Below are 18,426 nucleotides of genomic sequence, written 5' to 3'. Positions count from 1 at the left end.
CTTCCTTTCTTTTTTATTTTTTACAGATCCTTATATAGTGTTCGGTAAAAAGTAAGTTGATTTCCATTAAATAGTATGGATATACTGTTGTGAGGATTGAAAGAATAGAAATAATGCTATGTTTTACTCCAATTTCTTTTGTTATATAAGTTAAAAGGCAGACAAGATGTGATAACCCTGATGGAATGTAGAAGCAAATTCCATCAGGGTTACTATATGGAAAGAAAAAAGGATGAGAGGTTTCGAAATCAACATGTTAAAAAAAGAAAACTGTTGTTTAATAGCACTTGCATCTGTTCCACTTGTTATGACATTAGGGAATTCAATGCTTATTCCAATCCTTCCAACAATCGAAAAAAAGCTGCATATTTCATCTTTTCAAGTATCCATGATTATTACAATATATTCTATTGTCGCTATTTTATTAATTCCTATTGCCGGTTATTTATCAGACAGATGGGGGCGTAAAATGGTGATGGTCCCAAGTTTGTTAATTGCGGCTATTGGCGGAGCGATTACAGGGTGGGTATCATGGAAAGTGGAAGATCCTTACACGTGGATTCTTATTGGAAGGGCGATTCAAGGTATAGGGGCTGCTGGAGCTATGCCAGTTGTCATCCCCTGTGTGGGTGATTTATATAAAGATGAAAAGCAAGTAAGTACTGGATTAGGAATTATTGAAACATCAAATACATTTGGAAAAGTGCTTAGTCCAATATTAGGTTCTGCACTTGCAGCTGTAGTATGGTTTTTACCATTTTGGGCTATTCCATTGCTGTGTGCTATAGCGATCGTCTTATTATTATTGTTAGTCAAAGCAAAAAAGCAAGAAAATCAAGCACCACCATTCAAAAAATTTCTACAATCAATTGCCTCAACTTTCCGTGAGAAAGGAAGATGGTTAGTCGCAATCTTTGTGTTAGGTGCTATCATTATGCTTATTTTATTTGGAATTCTTTTTTATTTGTCTACCATATTAGAAACGAAATACAACATTCATGGGATTTGGAAAGGATGTATTCTTGCAGTTCCTTTACTTGTGTTATCGCTAAGCTCTTACATGGCAGGAAAGAAAATCGGAGATAATCAAGCTATTATGAAAAAGTGTATATATATTGGCTTTATATTAGCGGCTGTTTCTGTTATCCTTCCGTTATTTGTAAAAGGTATATATTTGTTACTCCTTTGTCTTGTCGTTATGGGAATAGGAATTGGTATAGCGTTACCATGCTTAGATTCCCTTATTACACAGGGAATTGAAAAGGAACAAAGAGGGACAGTTACTTCTTTTTATAGCTCAATGCGTTTTATTGGTGTAGCTGCCGGTCCACCTCTTTATTCTTTTTTTATGAAGGGAACAGATCATGAAGTTTTTTATTTGACAAGTATCTTTGCAGCAATTGGTGCAGTTGTTACAATTATATGGATTAAACCAAAAACAAATCAAGATACCTTAAAACAAAAACCTGAACCTAGCCCTTAACCCTCTCTGTTCTTCAATACTTAATTTGAACTTGAATGTTCAAATTAAGTATTGAATCGCATGTTATCTGTTCTCAGCATGTGATTTTCATTATTCTAGTTTAAAAAATAATCTGTTTTAACATATAAAGGGCGACACCCCATATAATTATTCCGGAAATTTTATTTAATATTCCAATTGTTTTTCCAGATGAATCTACTTTTTTTAGTATTCTTCCCGCAAGTGCTAATCCGATAAACCACATCCATGACACAGTAATAGTTGCAGAAGTAAAAGCCCATTTTTCACTACCTGTATATTGAATAGAATTCGTTCCTATGACACCAATTGTATCTAAAATTGCATGTGGATTTAATAAGGAAACCGAAGCAGCAAAAATAATTTGTTTTTTTAAGGATATCTTTTCTTTAGTCACTTCTTTAGTAGTATCATTTTTCCAAATAGTCCATCCCATATAAATAAGAAAGAAAAATCCAATCACATATAGAGCTATTGTTAACCAAGAGAAGGTAAGGAGCATAATAGATACACCTTGTATGGCAATTAAAATTAAAATTGTGTCGCAAATAGATGCGGTTAGTACCACAGGAGCAGCACGCCAAATATTGGGTTGACTGGCCCCCTGATTAAAGACAAAGACATTTTGGACACCTAACGGAATAATGAGTCCAAATGCAAGAATAACTCCATGAATAATTGCTTCAGTCATTTCATTTCCTCCCATACAATTACTTAAATATGATAGTGTATATTGTATAAAAGAAAATAGAAGTTGTATCCATCCATATGGTTGGATCGTAACCCAACCAAAAAGAATGGGAGTTGATAATGTGAAATACTCTAATTGGAAACCTGATACTTCTTCTTCTACTCCTTTATACAAACAAATTGAGGGATACATAAAAGGGAAAATTGTAAATGGAGAATGGACAGTTGGTACAAAATTACCTTCACAACGAGATTTGTCACATGCATTCGAAGTGAACCGGAGCACAATCGTAATGGCGTTCGATGAATTAACAGCAAAAGGATTAATAGAGGGAAAAGGTAGAAAAGGTACAATCGTACGGAGTAATACATGGAATAAATTCACTTATGTACCACCCCCTGACTGGAATTCGTATGTAGAAACGGGTTCTCATTATCCCAATCTACCAACTATACAAGAAATAAATCAGGCTGAATTTTATCCGAATATGATACGATTAGGTACTGGTGAGCTTTCATCTGATCTTTTACCTGAGAAACAAACAAAGCAAATTATAAAGAAGATTTCCCATGAAAGAATTACATTGGGATATGAAGAACCTAAAGGTGACTTCAAATTAAGAGAGCAAATAGCAAAATACTTGAAAACATATGAGATTTCCGTATCACCAGCATCTATATTAATTGTTTCGGGAGCAATTCAAGCTTTGCAGCTTATTTCGATGGGGCTTCTTTGTAAAGGTTCATCTATTTTACTTGAAAAACCATCATATTTATACTCTCTCAATATTTTTCAGTCAGCGGGAATGCGCTTAATCGGAATTCCAATGGATGAAAATGGGGTAAATCCATTATTTATTGCCAAATATAAGAAGCAATTTAATGGTTCTATTTTATATACGATTCCTTCATTTCATAATCCAACGAATTTTATCATGAATGATAAGAGGCGGAAAGAGGTCATGAAAGTATGCAATGAAGTTGGATTACCTATAATTGAAGATGCTGTATATCAAGATTTATGGTTTGATACACCTGCATCTAAACCATTAAAGGCATATGATAGAAATGGGAGTGTATTACATATTGGAAGTATGTCCAAGGTAATTAGCCCTGGTTTAAGGATTGGTTGGGTTGTTGGACCAGAAACAGTTATTCAAAGGTTAGCAGATATAAAGATGCAAATGGATTATGGTTCAAGTTCATTCTCACAGCGAGTTGCTTCGGAATGGTTTAGCAGTGGTTTATACGATGAACAAATACAATACATACGAATCGAATTGAAAAAACGGCGGGATTTTATGCTCCAAATGTTAAGACAATATTGTACAGGTGTAGCGACTTGGCATGTTCCATCAGGTGGATTCTACATTTGGTTACAGATTCAACCGAAAATACATAGCCGAGATTTATTTCAAAAAGCATTGCAAGAAAATGTTTTACTGAACCCAGGAACTTTGTATGATAGAAACGCAAGCCAATTTTTACGTCTTTCCTATTCATATGCATCACTTCATGAGATGGAGATGGGAATTAAGAAAATAGCAAAATTGATAAAGAGTTTGTGAATATAATAGTTATCCTTTTTGGAAAGAGAAAAAGGATATGAATTTGAAAAGAGGAAGAAGTATGAAACAATATGTTATTTGTCAGGTGATTGAAGGAAAGAAGTATTTAGCTGCTTATGCGGAAACGAAGCAAGAAGCAATTGAAAAAGCAGAGCTATTAGGACTAAGAACGGGAGAACGTTACGTAGTTGTTACTGCTGAAGAGGCAGAAGGGTTATCGTATCCTTAAGTGAAAGCAACCTTTTTGGTTGCTTTTTTGATGAGTGGAAAGGTGCTTGTCATTCGTTTTTTATTATTTGTAACATTTTGTATTAATATATAAATATTAATAGTTTCATTTGAGTAGTAAGAAAAAATGAATATTTCTATAAAAAAGGGAAAATAATGCAACTTTTTAATTTGTTTATCCGTGTTATATATGAAAGGAGGAGGGGGATGGAAATTGAGGAAATATATAAGATTTATATAAATGATGTATACCGGTATTTATTTTCCCTCTCTCGTAGCCATCATGTAGCAGAGGACTTGATGCGGGAGACTTTTTATCGGGCTTATCTTTATCTAGAAGATTATGAAAGCCAACAGGTAAAATCATGGCTTTTTAAAGTAGCGTATCATACGTTTATTGATTTTGTGAGGAAAGAGAAAAAATAGCTTTTGTAGGGACAGAGGAGTTAGAAACTATACAAACAAGTGAGTCCATAGAAGAATATGTAGTAGCAAAAAATAGTTACGAGAAACTAATTCAGATTATTCATACATTACCAGTGATGGAAGCACAAGCTATTTTATTATGTGATGTACATCAATTAACGTATGAAGAGGGTGCCTCTGTATTAGAGTTAAAGTTAAACACATATAGAAGTCACGTATTTCGTGGAAGAAAGAGATTACAACAATTATTAAAGGAGGAAAAGAGTCATGTTTATAAACAGGAAACATGGATGGGGATTATATCATTAACAATTGCTTTCATAGCACTATTGTACTTGAATATTGCTTTGCTTATTCAAGAAACATTTTTGGGTGAAGGCTTTCTTCAAATAGTCGGAGTTGGGTTACTGTGTTCGGTCATAGGTATGGTTACAAAAAGTAAAAGTCGAAAATATGCATTATGGGCATTTAGTTTATTTGTTTTTATGCTACTATTTACTGTATTAGGATTTATGTTAGGGTGGATGATAAGTTTTACACCTTAAAAAGAGACGAGGGAATCTAAGATTTCCTCGTCTCTTTTTTGATTATTCAGTAGAAATGTTTTGAATAGTGTTTATTTGTTTTTGGAATGATAGTACAATAAATTTCAAATGTTTAATATACAAAATAATAAAATTAATTAGTCGTGTATCACATGAAATTTTATCCTGCTATTCGCGGGCAACAAGATCCTCATCTCAAGATTCAGAGAGAAGCGAGAGGAATCTGCGGAGAGATAAAGCCCTATTGAAGGGAGGGTCACTTATAGATAGAATTATAGTTTTAAAGGTATACAGTGATAAGTGATAAGGAGAAAAAATGAATATTGTAAACTTGCGTCCCAAACAGCGTTCTAAATATCGTATTAAGCTAGGTACGTGGTACTATTCTACAAAGAGGTATATGCAGTGGTTAACAGATGGAAAAAGGTATACAAAAAGAATTCAAAAAGAAAAGTTGCCATGTACAGTTATAGAGCATCGAACGATACTACGCCGTAAACTTAAAGATGTAGATATGTGGTACCAAGAGAATAAAATAATTAATTTAAAACTTGCTGTGAAACAGTTAAATGGTGTTGTAATTAAACCCGGAGAAACATTTTCTTATTGGCGTTTAATAGGTAAGACTACAAAAAGAAAAGGCTATGTAGAAGGGATGGTATTGCATTACGGTGCTTTTAAAGCAGGAGTTGGAGGTGGATTATGCCAACTTTCAAATTTAATATATTGGATGACTCTCCATACGTCATTAACAGTAACTGAACGCTATCGTCATAGTTTCGATGTTTTTCCGGATTCCAAACGTACACAGCCGTTTGGAAGTGGTGCGACTTGTTCCTATAACTACCTGGATCTACAAATAAAAAATGATACGAATCAAGACTATCAGCTTTATCTTTATATGACAGATGAACATTTAGTTGGTGAATGGAGAACAGCTCATCCACAGTTGTATCAATATGAAGTGTATGAAAAAGAACATGCAATCGAATCTGCATATTGGGGTGATTATATAAGGCACAATGTGATTCATCGAAAAGTATATAATCAACAGAAACAATTTGTAGAAGATCAATATGTCACTGAAAATCACGCTATAATGATGTATGAGCCACTTCTCGCTTATAATAGCGAAAAAGAGTAGCATATTCTGCTATTCTTTGGAGATGAAATAACCGCCTTAATAATATAAAGTTTTGTTTTATAAAAAATAAGCCTAATAATAGTTCATTAGGCTTATTTATTTTTTAGCACTATTTAATTTTTATTTCAAAATAATAAAAGATAATAGTAGCATCAATTTAGAGAGTGGTTTTATTGATAGGTCTTTCGGACTTGATTGCCACTTCTATATTGACGAACATAATGTTTGAAGTTCCATTTTTGTAAAAAATCGTTAGCTGCATTGAAACCAGATTGATAAAGCCATTCTTTTTCGGAATCGGTTAATTCAAAGTTCGTACTTGTAATTGTACCGGTTGGAATTGTAATCGTACGCGCTTTTGATTCTTTATCAAGATGACGCAAGTCGTGTGCTTGCATCATTGTTTTAAATAAGCCTTTAAACATGGAGATTGGTTCTTTATAAGGAGTAGGTTCAGCTTTGATCTCATCTTTCACAAAATGAAACCCGAAAGTAGGCCAACGAGGTATAGTGGGTGAGTCGAAAATCCATATCGGATAATTACTTAAAATACCTCCATCGACCATATAACAAGGTTGTTTCCATTTAGGCGTTCTCCATTTTACTGGCTCAAAAAAGAAAGGGATTGTCCCACTCATTCTGACGGCTTTAGCGATAGAAAAATGATCATTTGTAAAGCCATAGCTTGGCAAGTCATCGGGGAATACCACCATTCTACCGTTACTAATATCTGAAGCGATGATTTTTAAATTTTTAGGATTAGATAAGTCACTGAAATTATGAATGCCCTTTTTATTTAGTAGGTTCTCTAGCCATTCTTCTAGAAAAACATTTGAATAAATACCTAGTCTAGTCCATGCATTTAATCCTTTTCCTATAAAAGGAATTTTATCAAGCAATGTTTTTTTTGTGAATTGATGGTAATCAATGTTACTTATAATGTCTTTTAATTCTGTGCACGAATAACCAGCTGCCAGAAGAGCTGCAATAATAGCGCCGGCTGATGTACCTGCTACGCGTTCCCACTCATATCCTTGCTCAGCTAGTGCGCAAATGGCTCCGACATGTGCAATTCCGCGAACACCGCCACCTTCGAAAACACCATCAATTTTCATAAGAATATGTCCTTTCGAATAATGGATTTTTTGTATAGCAAAAAAGCACGCAAATCACGTGCTTTTTTACAATAGTTTGTAAAGCTTACTTAGCAACCGATGAAGCCGCCCCAACAGCTAGCTCCAATGATGATTAGAAGGATAAATAAAACGATTAATAAAGCAAAACCGCCATACCCTCCACAACCGCAACTGCCGCCGTAACCGCCACCGCAACTATATCCGTAACCCATGTGGAATGCCTCCTTATATTAAAAGTCGAAATGAATGTTAAGATGGTCTAGTGTAAGGAATTATGAGATATCGTGTTTGTAGGAACAATGTATACTATGCTTTTTAAAACTTGTTCGCGTATGAGGGATGAGCCTGTTTTTTAGATAGCTTGTTAAATTTGGAGATGAAGGGTGTATTATATTTGTGCTATGATACGAATAAGTACGGTTAAGTAAGGAGAATTTATGGAAAAACAAATTGAGTCATTAATTGATAAATATGAATTGACACATTTAAAACAGGAACTAGTAGCTACTATATTTCCATGCGTAAAAGTTATTCCTAAACAAGAAGATACACTTTCAATTGGTCGTTCTAAAATGGGTGGAGTTCCTGATGTTCCAGTTGGATTCGAATATCCAACTTATGAAGGAAATATATTAGATTTTATTGCACAGTTCAATTTAGCAGATTTACAAGATGTAGGAATGAGTCATGATCTTCCGAAGACAGGGATGTTATATTTCTTTTATGACAGAAATTGTGTACCTGAAGAAAATGGAGTTTTAAGCCAGAAGGATGCCCGGCGTGTTCTGTATTATGACGTTCCGACTGAAAAACTACAAAAAATTGATGGTAGTCAAGTGAAATATACACAATGCGAAATTTCATTTGAACTCACATATAAGTTACCAGAGCTCTTTATTGAAGATGAAGATGATTCGGATCGCTTTCTACAGTTACTTGAAGAATTAATCCCAGATCATTATGATAACCATCAGTTATTTGGTGAACCTTTCTCTGTTCAAGAAGAAGTGTTTCAAGAAGCTGGAGAATATATTGGTGTGAATTCTCAAAATATGACACTTTTATTCCAAATTGATTCTGATTATAAGAACTGTAATATGATGTGGGGAGATTTAGGAATGTTGTATTTCTGTATTGAAAACGATGATTTGAAGCATCGTCGTTTTGAGAAAACATGCTGTTTATTGCAGACTTTTTAGAAAAAAGCGGTAGTTACTTCTATTGAAGAACTGCTGCTTTTTTACTTCATAATGTATATTTTCTTGAAATATAATCGAAATTCCTTTTAATAATATTAAAATAGCAATTAATAAATATGCATAATCTCATATTTTCTTTTTGAAAAAATATTGTATACTTTATAAATATATGAAAAAATTTTCGTATATTTATAGAATAGAAGGACGTGACGAGATGAAGAAAACAAATAAGTATGTAGCAGCTGCCGCGCTTTGTTCAACAATCATGATCGGTGGTTTACAAGTACCTGCTGTATCATATGCAGCTACAAATACAAAAGTGGTAGATACACAATCAGATGCAAAAATGTTAGGGGACTTCCAAAAAGAATTAAAAAAGCACGTTGATAATCGTGAAGAGAATATTACAATCACATACAAAACAAAAGAGAACAATGTTAGAGAGATAATGGATAAGCTCTTTCAAGAGTATAATAAAATCGTAGATGCAGATGAATATTTAAAATATAATGTAGCAAGCACAAGGTACTCTATACAAGGAATGCCAGGGAAGTATTCATTCACATTGAATATTACATACCGTGAATCCAAGCAACAAACACAATATGTAAAAGCGCAAGCAAAAACGATTGTAAATTCGATTGTAAAAGCTGGAATGGATGAACATGAAAAAGTAAAAGCGATTCATGATTATGTTGTGAAACATGTTTCCTATGATACTTCTTATAAGGCTTATACAGCATATGAAGCCTTGGCTAATCGTTCAGCAGTTTGCCAAGGGTATACACTATTAACATATCAATTACTAAAAGAAGCGGGTATTCAATCGCATATTGTAACAGGAAAAGGAAATGGGCAAGCTCATGCCTGGAACCTTGTAAAGATTGAGAATAAATGGTATCACCTTGATACTACATTCGATGATCCAGTTCCGGATAAAGCAGGCCGTGTCACATATTCTTATTATAATATGTCTGACGAGCAGTTAGGAAAAGACCATGAGTGGGATCGTAGTAAATATCCAAAAGCATCAACTAATTACTATAGCGAATTAACAAGTAAGATAAAAACAGGTGGTTCTAAAGCAGTGGTATACCAACAAATGCTAAAAGATACGAACTTAGTTTATCTTTCCACACAATATGGAGCTGAAAACTACAATGAACTTAAAGGTAAATTGCAGAAGCAATTCACTGCAAAGCCTACAAAAGTAGAAGTGCGTTATAAACAGTCAATGGATGGAACAATGCAAGATATTAAAAAAGCATTAAACGAACTTACTTGGCCAAAAGGGGCGAAGCGAGTATCGTATCAAGTTGCACCTTATAGTGCGAAGGCAGGATATTCATTAGCGACGATTACGTTTACGTATTAATGAAAAGGAGCATCTGTAATAGGTGCTCTTTTTTGTATTTACATATGTATAAGGTTTTTCATGACGAATGTATAATTACTCACACTGAAAATATGGTAAAATTATCAAAAGGACAAAGGGTATGAGAGTAGAATGTCTTTGTTTGAAAATGATATATTTGCAATCGTTTATTTATGTGTAATAATTGGGCTGATCATTTTGTTTGTTATATCATTTACTTTGTTTATTAGAAGGTTATTTTTGAATGCTGCTGCAAAAAATGCTCATTCTATCAGCATAGATAAGAAGCTTGATAAAATTATTGAATTACTTGAAAAGGATAGAAAACAACCATAGATACATGACTGTATTAGGAAGGTGACAAAGATGGCAGATTATATTAAAGAATTACGAAGAAAAGTAGGACACGATTATGTAATTTTAAATTTTGCTGGCGGTTGTGTTTTTAATGAATTAGGGGAAGTACTCTTGCAAAAAAGAGGAGATAATGAAGCATGGGGATTTCCTGGTGGAGCAATGGAAATTGGTGAATCTGCTGAAGAAACAGCAATTCGGGAAATAGAAGAAGAAACGGGGTACACTGTGCAAATAGAAGAGCTCATGGGTGTATATACGAAATATTTTCATATATATCCGAATGGGGACAGGGCGCAGACGATTGGCATATTCTTTAGATGTTTTATAACTGGTGGAAGTAAAAAAATAGATGGGGAAGAAACGTTAGACTTGAAGTTTTTCCCGTTAAATCAAATGCCAGTCCTTTTTAACAAACAGCATCAAGATTGCTTGCAAGATATTTTAGAGAAGAGAACAGCAGTATTTCGTTAAATTAGAAAAAATATTTATATAAAGAAAGAAGCTAAATAAAATTAGCTTCTTTCTTTATATATTACTTATTTCCACCAATCATCAAACATTGATGCTGGTACTTGTCTTTTATGTTCACTTACTGTGTAACGTTTTTCGATTTTTTCTGCAACGTCTTCAGGAACTGCTTTTCCTTCTAAGTAATCATCTAGTTGATCATATGTAATGCCTAATTCTGTTTCGTCAGCTTGGCCTGGTTTTTCATCTAATAAATCAGCTGTTGGCAATTTTAAGTAAAGGCGTTCTTCAGCACCTAATTCTTGTAATAAAGCTCTTCCTTGACGCTTTGTTAAGCCAGTTAGTGGTAAAAGATCGGCACCACCATCTCCAAATTTTGTGAAGAAACCTGTTACGGCTTCAGCAGCGTGATCTGTTCCGATAACAAGTAAACCTTTTTGTCCGCCAATTGCGTATTGTGTGACCATACGAATGCGGGCTTTGACGTTACCTTTATTGAAGTCTGTTAATGATTCCCCCAATAAGTTTGTATATTGATTTGAAAATGCATCAACTGTTGTTGCGATATCAAAAGCAACTGATTGATCAGGTTTAATAAATTGTAGTGCCAATTGTGCATCATCTTCATCTTTTTGTACGTGATATGGAAGACGAACAGCAATAAATGTTGCGTTTCCTCCTTGATTGCGAACTTCTTCAACTGCAAGCTGTGCTAAGCGACCTGCTAGTGTAGAATCTTGTCCACCGCTAATTCCGAGTACAAATCCTTTTGCACCTGTTTTTCTTAAATAATCTTTTAAGAAATCAATTCGTTTACGAATTTCTGTTTTCGGATCAATTACAGGCTGAACATGTAATGCTTTCATAATTTGGTCTTGTAGTGTCATTATGTTTTCCTCCTATTCATATAGAACGAGTGATAAAGTGAAACTTGGGGCCATCCCCCACTGAGGGTTAGCCTTCACCAATCAGTATTTAACGGGCAGTTATCCCACACCTATCGCCCTCGTTTCTCTCTGAATCTTGAGGTGGGGGTCTTACTGCCGTTAATGCGGGATAAATTTATATGTACTGCTTCATACATCTCCACCCTTATTATTTCGCAAAATTAACGAATATACAATAGGGTGAACGTATGAATATGAATGTAGCTATTATAAAGAAACTGCTTCGTTTAATCAATTTTTCTGTAGCCTTTCAAAATTGTAAGGTTTTTGTCATTTGAATCGATGGAAGATATTTCTTCGCTTTATTATGATAGCAATATAGTTATTGGAAGGGCGGAGAAACAATATGAATATTAGAGAATTAGCGTTTCGGAATGTAACGCGGAATAGACGAACATATTCGGCTTATTTTTTGAGTAGTGCATTTGCAATCATGGCCTTTTTTGTTTACTCATTTTTTGCTTTTCATCCTGCATTAAGCGCAGGTGAATTAGGCCAATATGTATTTGTAAGTATGTCTTTTGCGCAGGCTATTATTTATCTTTTTACGTTTTTCTTTATTTTGTATTCAATGGGAATGTTTTTAAAAACAAGAAAGCGTGAATTAGGGATTTTAATGATGCTAGGTATGACAAAATTTCAATTAAGACGTCTTATCTTTTTTGAGAATGTCATGATTGGTATTGCATCAATTATTACGGGGATTATTTGCGGAATGCTGTTTTCAGGTTTATTAATTTGGATAGCGCCATTGGTATTGAAGTTGGATATATCTTTATCATATTACATACCAACAACAGCAATAGGTGTAACAAGCATTATGTTTTTCGTATTATTCATTATCATTTCATTCTTTAGTGCAGGAATGATCCGTAAAAATCAAATTATGAAACTATTTAGAGGATCTGTAAAAGCAAAGCCTGAACCAAAAGCGTCCATTATTTCTTCAGTTTTAGCTGTATTATTGCTTGGCACGGGGTATGTAGGTGCCTTATCTTCACACGGTGTAATGGTCTTTGTTATGTTGATTCCTGTAACGACAGTTGTCACGATTGGCACATACTTACTGTATAAGCAGCTAAGTGTATTTATTATTCGAGCGTGTAAAAAAAGTAAAGGATTATATTGGACAAGAACGAATATGATTACTCTCTCAGACCTAGCATATCGCATGAGAGATAATGCTAGAATGTTCTTTATTGTTACCATTATTTCGACTGTAGCTTTTTCAGCTATTGGGACATTAGTCGGTTTTGCTTCCATGACGAAGGGTATAATGGATCAACCGATTGCCTTTCATTATCACTCTAAACAAGGAAATGAAAATGAACCAGGGCATGTACAAGCAATTGAGAAAACATTAAAGAAATATAATATATCTGCTGAAAAGATAGATATTGTATCGAAGCAAACTGAAGATAAAGTATTGCGAGATGCGGTCTTTGTAAGAGAATCTGAGTATGAAAAGTATGCAAAGCTTACAGCTGAACAGGCAGATGATGTAAAAGAAAATACAGCACTCTTTCTATCAACAGAAATGCCAGTGCCACAAAAAAAAGAAAGAACAACAATAGAACTACCGAATGGAAGTAAAGCATTGACGGTGAAAGAAGTGAATACATCCTCTCTTGGTAAAGTACTGACTGGGAATGTCTATGTTATTTCAGAAGCCCAGTATAATCTATTGCAAGATGGATTTACAGAAGTAAAAGATTATCTGTATCAAACGAAGGAAAGTAAAAATGAAATTGAAGCTGGAAAAGAATTAACGAATCAAATCAAATCTCATCAAGAGCACTCAAGATTTAGCGCAGCGGAGTACGATGAAAATCAAGCTCTACAGGTTTCTGGCCCTATATTATTTGTAGGATTCTTTATCGGTATTGTGTTCTTTGTTTGTGCAGGTAGTTTTCTATATTTCCGCTTATTCTCTGACTTAGAAGATGATTACCGTTTATTTGATTCTATTCGAAAAGTAGGGTTAACAAGTGGAGAATTATCTAAAGTAGTAACAATTCGATTAGCATTATTGTTCTTCGTTCCGATTGGCGTTGCGACATTACACGGGGCGGTTGCGTTAACGACTTTAGGGCAAATGTTTGAGTATTCACTTCTAAAAGAAAATGCAATTGTGCTAAGTATCTTTGTAGGAATTCAAATTGTATATTTCATTCTGATCCGATCCCGTTATTTAAAGCAATTGAAGGAAAGGTTGCGAATGAGTTAGAATAGAGAATCTTGAGTTATTATCAGGATAAAAATTTTGAAAATTAAAGCCCTCCGACATATTAGACATGATTAATATGTTGGGGGCTTTTATAATGAATAATAATTATTATTAAGAAGATTCCTAAGGATTATTTGTTTTTGCTAAGAATGAGTGTAGGTGCTTAGCGTGATAAATCAAATTGAGTGAGTTACATTTTGTAGCCAAAGCTACGATAAAGAATGTACGGGATCTTAAGTGGTGATGTATTATTGGTAACAACCTAGGTACTCATGTATAAATAAATGCTATTTCAAAATTCATAAGGTATTTTCCTTTTTATTAGCTCTATTTATGTACAATATTACATTCTGTATTCGTGTTTCAATTCCTAGAGCAATTGCAGCACCAATGCAGCTAAAAAGGCAACCAGCAAATAAATACCATGATGGGTCTGACTCACCGATCAAAACAGAGGCAATACCTCCAATTGCGGGAAAGAGGGCGACCATATAGCCACTTTGTGCCCCTCCAATTTTTTCTACAAGCTTCAAATAGAATAACCATGCTGCAAAAGAAGCAATTAATGTTAAATATAACAACGCAGCTAAATATGAAATCGATGTTGGAAGTGTAAATTCTTGCCCCTGAAACAATACAATTGCTCCGAGCGCTATACTACCTACTGTAAATCCAATTGCATTTGCATAGACAGGATTAACTTTTTGACGTGCATTTCTCGCTGAGGCGGCGTCACCTATCGCTGTAAGAAGCGTACCTAAGAGCGCAATACTAATTCCTTTTATGTCATTAAATCCTTTAAAACTGTTCAAATTCGGATAGATGAGGATAAACACCCCGAATACACTTAAGATTCCTCCGATTAAAACGCGTGAATGTAATGTTTCTTTTAAAAAAAAACGAAGAGCAATTGGAGTCAAAATAACTTTTAACGAAAAAATCAATGTTACGATGGCAGCAGAACTCAAAATTGTAGCGTAATAAAGGCATAGGTAGCTTAATGCAAAGTTACATATACCAAACACTATAACAAATGGAATATCTATTTTTGTTGGTTTCTTATTTGTTTTAAGAAAGCCGACAAGAATCCAAAATAAAAAAGCCGTTGCAATTAAACGATACGTTAAAGATAATTCCAGGCTGACTGGAGTTCCTTGAATTTTTACTGCGATGAAATTAAGCCCCCATACAAGCAAACAAAATATGTACATAAATATTGTCAATAGTCTTACCTCTTCCTGAATTTTAAACTGCATCAATGCTTAAAACTTCTACATTAACTATCTGGTGAATGATGTTAATTATTATTTGTCGCTTTATATAAGCGGACTTACAATAACCGTTATAATTTATCCCTCCCATATTAAAATTGTAATGAATAAAGGTTATGGTTTATTATAAAAGGAAAATTGATCACTAAAAAAGATACAATTTTCAATAACTTGACCAGTACAGAAGGAGGGTGAAAAGATGGATATTAGCCCAAAGTTAGATGAGAATTTAAAAGAGTCATTGTATATACAGTTATACGAATACATTAAGGAGGAGATTCAAAGTGGGAGAATCTCGCCTTTAACACGTTTACCATCTATTAGACAACTTTCTACTTATTTGAGAGTAAGCAAGACAACAGTACAGATGGCGTATCAGCAGCTTCTTGCGGAAGGATATATTGAAAGTAAAGAGCGAAGCGGATTTTATGTTGTAGAAATAGAAAGAGAACCGTTCGGACGTATGGCTAATGATTGTCAAAGTGTACCCTTTATAGAGGATAAAAATATGAGGAAAAAGCATATTCGTTATGATTTTTATATGTGTAATATTGATTTAGATCATTTTCCGTATAATAAATGGCGCACATGCTCTAACCAAAGTATGAATATTGATCAAAAGGAATTGCTTTCCTATGGCGATCAACAAGGCGAACTTGGTCTTCGTCGAATACTCTGCAATTATCTCCGTCAAGCACGTGGTGTGAATTGTTCAGAGGAACAAATTGTGCTTGGTGCAGGCACTCAAACAGTCATCAAACTTTTGTGCCAGCTTATCGGATTAGACAGAAAAAAGGTTGCGATGGAAGAACCAGGGTATTATGGAGGGCGTAATGTATTTCATCAACTTGGATTTTCCATCAAGCCTATACATCTTCAGAAAGATGGAATTAATATAGAGGAATTGGCTAAAAGCGGTGCGAAAGTTGCTTACATCACACCATCTCATCAATATCCGCTGGGAATGGTGCTGCCCATTGCTAAGAGGATGAAACTTTTGCAATGGGCAGAAGAAAATAACTGTTTGATTATTGAAGACGATTATGATGGGGAATTTCGCTATCATGGGAAGCCCATCCCATCTTTACAAGGACTAGACGCACATGGAAATGTCGTTTACATAGGAACATTTTCTAAATCACTTATGCCAGCTATACGAATTAGCTACATGGTACTGCCAAAACGTTTGTTAGAGGTGTATCGTAATAACTTATTTATGTATGAACAAACTGTTTCGAGACTTCATCAAAAGTCACTGCAGCTTTTTATGGAAAGTGGGGAATGGGAGCGTCATATTCGAAGAATGAGGAAAGTTTACCAAAAAAAGCATGATGTTCTATTACAAACTATTAAAAATGTGATGAGGGGGCATGTAAAAGTAACTGGACAAGATGCCGGATTACATATTGTCATAGAAGTGAAGAGTAGCAAGGATGTAGACGACCTAGTAAAAATAGCAGAAGATTCAGGTGTAAAAGTGTACAGTATAACGAACAATTGGTTCGAAAAACAAGTAGACTATCCCCGACTCATTCTTCTTGGGTTTGGTGGGTTATCTATTCAAGAAATTGAACAAGGAATTAAACATCTGCATGCAGCATGGTCACCATTTTATAAGGAAGAGTAATTTCTTTTGTTGGTATCATATTAGCGGCTACATTTGCCGTACTAACTACGTAACCGTTATTGGAGTTGTTTATGTTTGGATTTGTAGTGGCACTAGGTGTTATCATTGATACATTCCTTGATTCAGCGATTATACTTGTATTAAAAAATGGAGCCTATGGCCGCAAAAATTAAGTAATTAACATGTTACATACGTCTTTTTTTGTCAGAGCATCTGATGAAAAAAGACGTTTTTTATTTGAGAAAACTCTAAAAAGCAGGAAAGTAAGGTGAAGAAAACGAATTTAACCTATTAATGTAAGTGTATTCATTTTTGTTTGGAGTGTTTACAATACATGATTGGGAGGGATTACGATGAACAGTAGTACAGTAAATAAACAAAAAGGTATTCAATTAATTCCGTTTACAGTAAATGAAGTAGTAGAGCAAGTAAATGAAATACCTCCAGGTGTACAACTGATTCATGCTCCGCAGGTGTGGGAAAAGAGTGCAAAAGGGAAAGATATTGTCGTTGCAGTTTTAGATACAGGCTGTGATGTAAATCATATTGATTTGAAAGATCGAATTATTGGCGGAAGAAATTTCACTGAGGATTATGAAGGTGATCCAAAAGTATATCTTGATAATAATGGTCATGGTACACATGTTGCAGGGACAATTGCTGCTACAGAGGATGGTGTTGGAGTGTTAGGTGTTGCTCCACTTTCCAAATTATTAGTATTAAAAGTATTATCAGGAGATGGTTCAGGGAACTATCAACAAATTATTGAGGCAATTGACTACGCAGTACGCTGGAGAGGACCTAATCAAGAGCGGGTACGGATTATTTCCATGTCACTTGGTGGTCCGCAAGATGTGCCAGAGCTTCATGAAGTCATTCAACATGCGGTAAAGCAGGAAGTACTTGTTGTATGTGCAGCCGGAAATAATGGAGATTGCAGTGATGAAACAGAAGAATTGGATTTCCCGGGTGCTTATTCTGAAGTAATTGAAGTTGGTGCTGTTAATTTAGACAGAAAGCTTGCTTGCTTTAGTAATTCAAATCAAGAAATTGATTTAGTAGCACCAGGAGAAAAGATTCTCTCCACTTATCCAGAAGGAAAGTATGCAGTGTTAAGTGGAACATCTATGGCAACGCCGCATATCGCGGGTGCACTAGCACTTCTTATTAAACAGTGTGAAAGAGAATATGGGAGAAAGTTATCAGAGCCTGAAATTTATGCACAGCTTATTAAACGTACCGTACCTTTAGGATATGAGCGAACATCAGAAGGAAATGGATTAATAGATTTGTTAAAAGAATAGTTATTACTAAAAAACATCTCATTTAAAAATGAGATGTTTTTTAGTATGGTTCTGTTGCCTGCAATACAGTATTTAATAATCCAGGGAATCTAGCATTTAAATCTTCTGTTCGAATCGAAACAAACCGCTGTGTTCCTTCTATACGGGTATGCATAACACCTGATTCACGTAAAACTTTAAAATGATGAGATAAAGTTGATTTTGCGATGGGGATGTTTAGAGCACCACATGATTGTTCATTTTGTTCTATTAACATATTTACAATCTGTAACCGGATTTGATCACTGAGAGCATATAAAACAGAGGAGAATTGAATTTCTTCTCGATTCGGATGGTATAGTGTTCGCATGATTTCACCTACTTTTATAAGTTCTTTCATTTGCACTATAGCATATAACGTGCTATATTTCTAT

18 protein-coding genes and 2 pseudogenes are annotated in these 18,426 nt (G+C 34.6%); 14 read left to right on the top strand and 6 right to left on the bottom strand.

Going from position 1 to position 18,426, the window contains the following annotated elements; all coding sequences use genetic code 11:
• Nucleotides 1-232 precede the first annotated feature (232 nt).
• Nucleotides 233-1,483, top strand: a complete 1,251-nt coding sequence (locus AZF08_RS20515) for an MFS transporter (protein WP_082246067.1) — start codon at nt 233-235, stop codon at nt 1,481-1,483.
• A gap of 100 nt (nt 1,484-1,583) precedes the next feature.
• Here AZF08_RS20515 and AZF08_RS20510 read toward each other — a convergent pair whose 3' ends face one another.
• Entirely contained in the window at nt 1,584-2,192 is a 609-nt protein-coding gene (locus AZF08_RS20510; RefSeq protein ID WP_033674802.1) for a LysE/ArgO family amino acid transporter, read from the bottom strand.
• A 106-nt stretch (nt 2,193-2,298) separates the two neighbouring features.
• Here AZF08_RS20510 and AZF08_RS20505 point away from each other — a divergent pair, with 106 nt between their 5' ends.
• The 5 genes and pseudogenes from AZF08_RS20505 (at nt 2,299) to AZF08_RS20485 (ending at nt 6,102) form a co-directional block, all read left to right on the top strand.
• Nucleotides 2,299-3,759 carry an aminotransferase-like domain-containing protein gene (locus AZF08_RS20505; RefSeq protein ID WP_407639491.1) on the top strand — a complete coding sequence of 487 codons (1,461 nt, stop codon included), beginning with the start codon at nt 2,299-2,301 and terminating at the stop codon, nt 3,757-3,759.
• 61 nt (nt 3,760-3,820) lie between these two features.
• On the top strand, nt 3,821-3,988 hold the full coding sequence (locus AZF08_RS20500) for a DUF3933 family protein (RefSeq protein ID WP_063177353.1): 168 nt from the start codon (nt 3,821-3,823) through the stop codon (nt 3,986-3,988).
• 206 nt (nt 3,989-4,194) lie between these two features.
• Nucleotides 4,195-4,679 (top strand): annotated as a pseudogene (locus AZF08_RS29085) (sigma-70 family RNA polymerase sigma factor); the annotation flags it as partial.
• A gap of 24 nt (nt 4,680-4,703) precedes the next feature.
• On the top strand, nt 4,704-4,958 hold the full coding sequence (locus AZF08_RS30870; RefSeq protein WP_033674834.1) for a hypothetical protein: 255 nt from the start codon (nt 4,704-4,706) through the stop codon (nt 4,956-4,958).
• A gap of 316 nt (nt 4,959-5,274) precedes the next feature.
• Nucleotides 5,275-6,102: a VanW family protein gene (locus AZF08_RS20485; RefSeq protein WP_033674804.1), complete on the top strand. Its 828-nt coding sequence runs from the start codon at nt 5,275-5,277 to the stop codon at nt 6,100-6,102.
• 170 nt (nt 6,103-6,272) lie between these two features.
• Here the strand turns inward: AZF08_RS20485 and AZF08_RS20480 are convergent, their stop codons facing one another.
• Nucleotides 6,273-7,217, bottom strand: coding sequence for a patatin-like phospholipase family protein (locus AZF08_RS20480; RefSeq protein ID WP_033674805.1), 945 nt, complete (start codon nt 7,215-7,217; stop codon nt 6,273-6,275).
• Between the two features lie 89 nt (nt 7,218-7,306).
• The gene (locus tag AZF08_RS20475) at nt 7,307-7,450 is read right to left on the bottom strand and encodes a YjcZ family sporulation protein (RefSeq protein ID WP_033674806.1); all 144 of its coding nucleotides are present in this window, start codon (nt 7,448-7,450) and stop codon (nt 7,307-7,309) included.
• Nucleotides 7,451-7,675: 225 nt separating this feature from the next.
• Here AZF08_RS20475 and AZF08_RS20470 point away from each other — a divergent pair, with 225 nt between their 5' ends.
• The 4 genes from AZF08_RS20470 to AZF08_RS20455 all read left to right on the top strand — a co-directional run bounded on the left by AZF08_RS20470 (nt 7,676) and on the right by AZF08_RS20455 (nt 10,640).
• Nucleotides 7,676-8,437: a YwqG family protein gene (locus AZF08_RS20470; protein ID WP_033674807.1), complete on the top strand. Its 762-nt coding sequence runs from the start codon at nt 7,676-7,678 to the stop codon at nt 8,435-8,437.
• Between the two features lie 214 nt (nt 8,438-8,651).
• Nucleotides 8,652-9,812, top strand: coding sequence for a transglutaminase domain-containing protein (locus tag AZF08_RS20465; RefSeq protein ID WP_033674808.1), 1,161 nt, complete (start codon nt 8,652-8,654; stop codon nt 9,810-9,812).
• A 132-nt stretch (nt 9,813-9,944) separates the two neighbouring features.
• Entirely contained in the window at nt 9,945-10,148 is a 204-nt protein-coding gene (locus AZF08_RS20460) for a DUF4083 domain-containing protein (RefSeq protein ID WP_033674809.1), read from the top strand.
• 30 nt (nt 10,149-10,178) lie between these two features.
• Nucleotides 10,179-10,640 carry an NUDIX hydrolase gene (locus tag AZF08_RS20455; RefSeq protein ID WP_033674810.1) on the top strand — a complete coding sequence of 154 codons (462 nt, stop codon included), beginning with the start codon at nt 10,179-10,181 and terminating at the stop codon, nt 10,638-10,640.
• Nucleotides 10,641-10,705: 65 nt separating this feature from the next.
• Here the strand turns inward: AZF08_RS20455 and nadE are convergent, their stop codons facing one another.
• Nucleotides 10,706-11,524, bottom strand: coding sequence for an ammonia-dependent NAD(+) synthetase (gene nadE, locus AZF08_RS20450; protein ID WP_033674811.1), 819 nt, complete (start codon nt 11,522-11,524; stop codon nt 10,706-10,708).
• A 406-nt stretch (nt 11,525-11,930) separates the two neighbouring features.
• Here nadE and AZF08_RS20445 point away from each other — a divergent pair, with 406 nt between their 5' ends.
• A complete protein-coding gene (locus AZF08_RS20445; RefSeq protein ID WP_033674812.1) occupies nt 11,931-13,811 on the top strand; it encodes an ABC transporter permease in 1,881 nt (626 codons plus the stop codon).
• Between the two features lie 299 nt (nt 13,812-14,110).
• Here AZF08_RS20445 and AZF08_RS20440 read toward each other — a convergent pair whose 3' ends face one another.
• A complete protein-coding gene (locus tag AZF08_RS20440) occupies nt 14,111-15,034 on the bottom strand; it encodes a DMT family transporter (RefSeq protein WP_033674813.1) in 924 nt (307 codons plus the stop codon).
• 247 nt (nt 15,035-15,281) lie between these two features.
• Here AZF08_RS20440 and pdxR point away from each other — a divergent pair, with 247 nt between their 5' ends.
• The 3 genes and pseudogenes from pdxR (at nt 15,282) to AZF08_RS20430 (ending at nt 18,013) form a co-directional block, all read left to right on the top strand.
• Complete coding sequence (gene pdxR, locus AZF08_RS20435) at nt 15,282-16,709, top strand: MocR-like pyridoxine biosynthesis transcription factor PdxR (RefSeq protein WP_033674814.1); 1,428 nt, start codon at nt 15,282-15,284, stop codon at nt 16,707-16,709.
• Nucleotides 16,700-16,890, top strand: a pseudogene (locus AZF08_RS29080) (hypothetical protein); the annotation flags it as partial. The gene pdxR and the pseudogene AZF08_RS29080, both read left to right, overlap by 10 nt.
• 172 nt (nt 16,891-17,062) lie before the next feature.
• Complete coding sequence (locus AZF08_RS20430) at nt 17,063-18,013, top strand: S8 family peptidase (protein ID WP_033674815.1); 951 nt, start codon at nt 17,063-17,065, stop codon at nt 18,011-18,013.
• 40 nt (nt 18,014-18,053) lie between these two features.
• On the opposite strand, the gene AZF08_RS20425 is transcribed toward AZF08_RS20430, so the two are convergent.
• Complete coding sequence (locus tag AZF08_RS20425) at nt 18,054-18,362, bottom strand: ArsR/SmtB family transcription factor (protein ID WP_033674816.1); 309 nt, start codon at nt 18,360-18,362, stop codon at nt 18,054-18,056.
• Nucleotides 18,363-18,426 lie beyond the last annotated feature (64 nt).

This window comes from Bacillus gaemokensis (genome assembly GCF_001590835.1).
In the GTDB taxonomy this organism is placed as follows: domain Bacteria; phylum Bacillota; class Bacilli; order Bacillales; family Bacillaceae_G; genus Bacillus_A; species Bacillus_A gaemokensis.
Note: the sequence above shows the minus strand (reverse complement) of the source record. Positions and strands in the feature narration are given on the sequence as shown.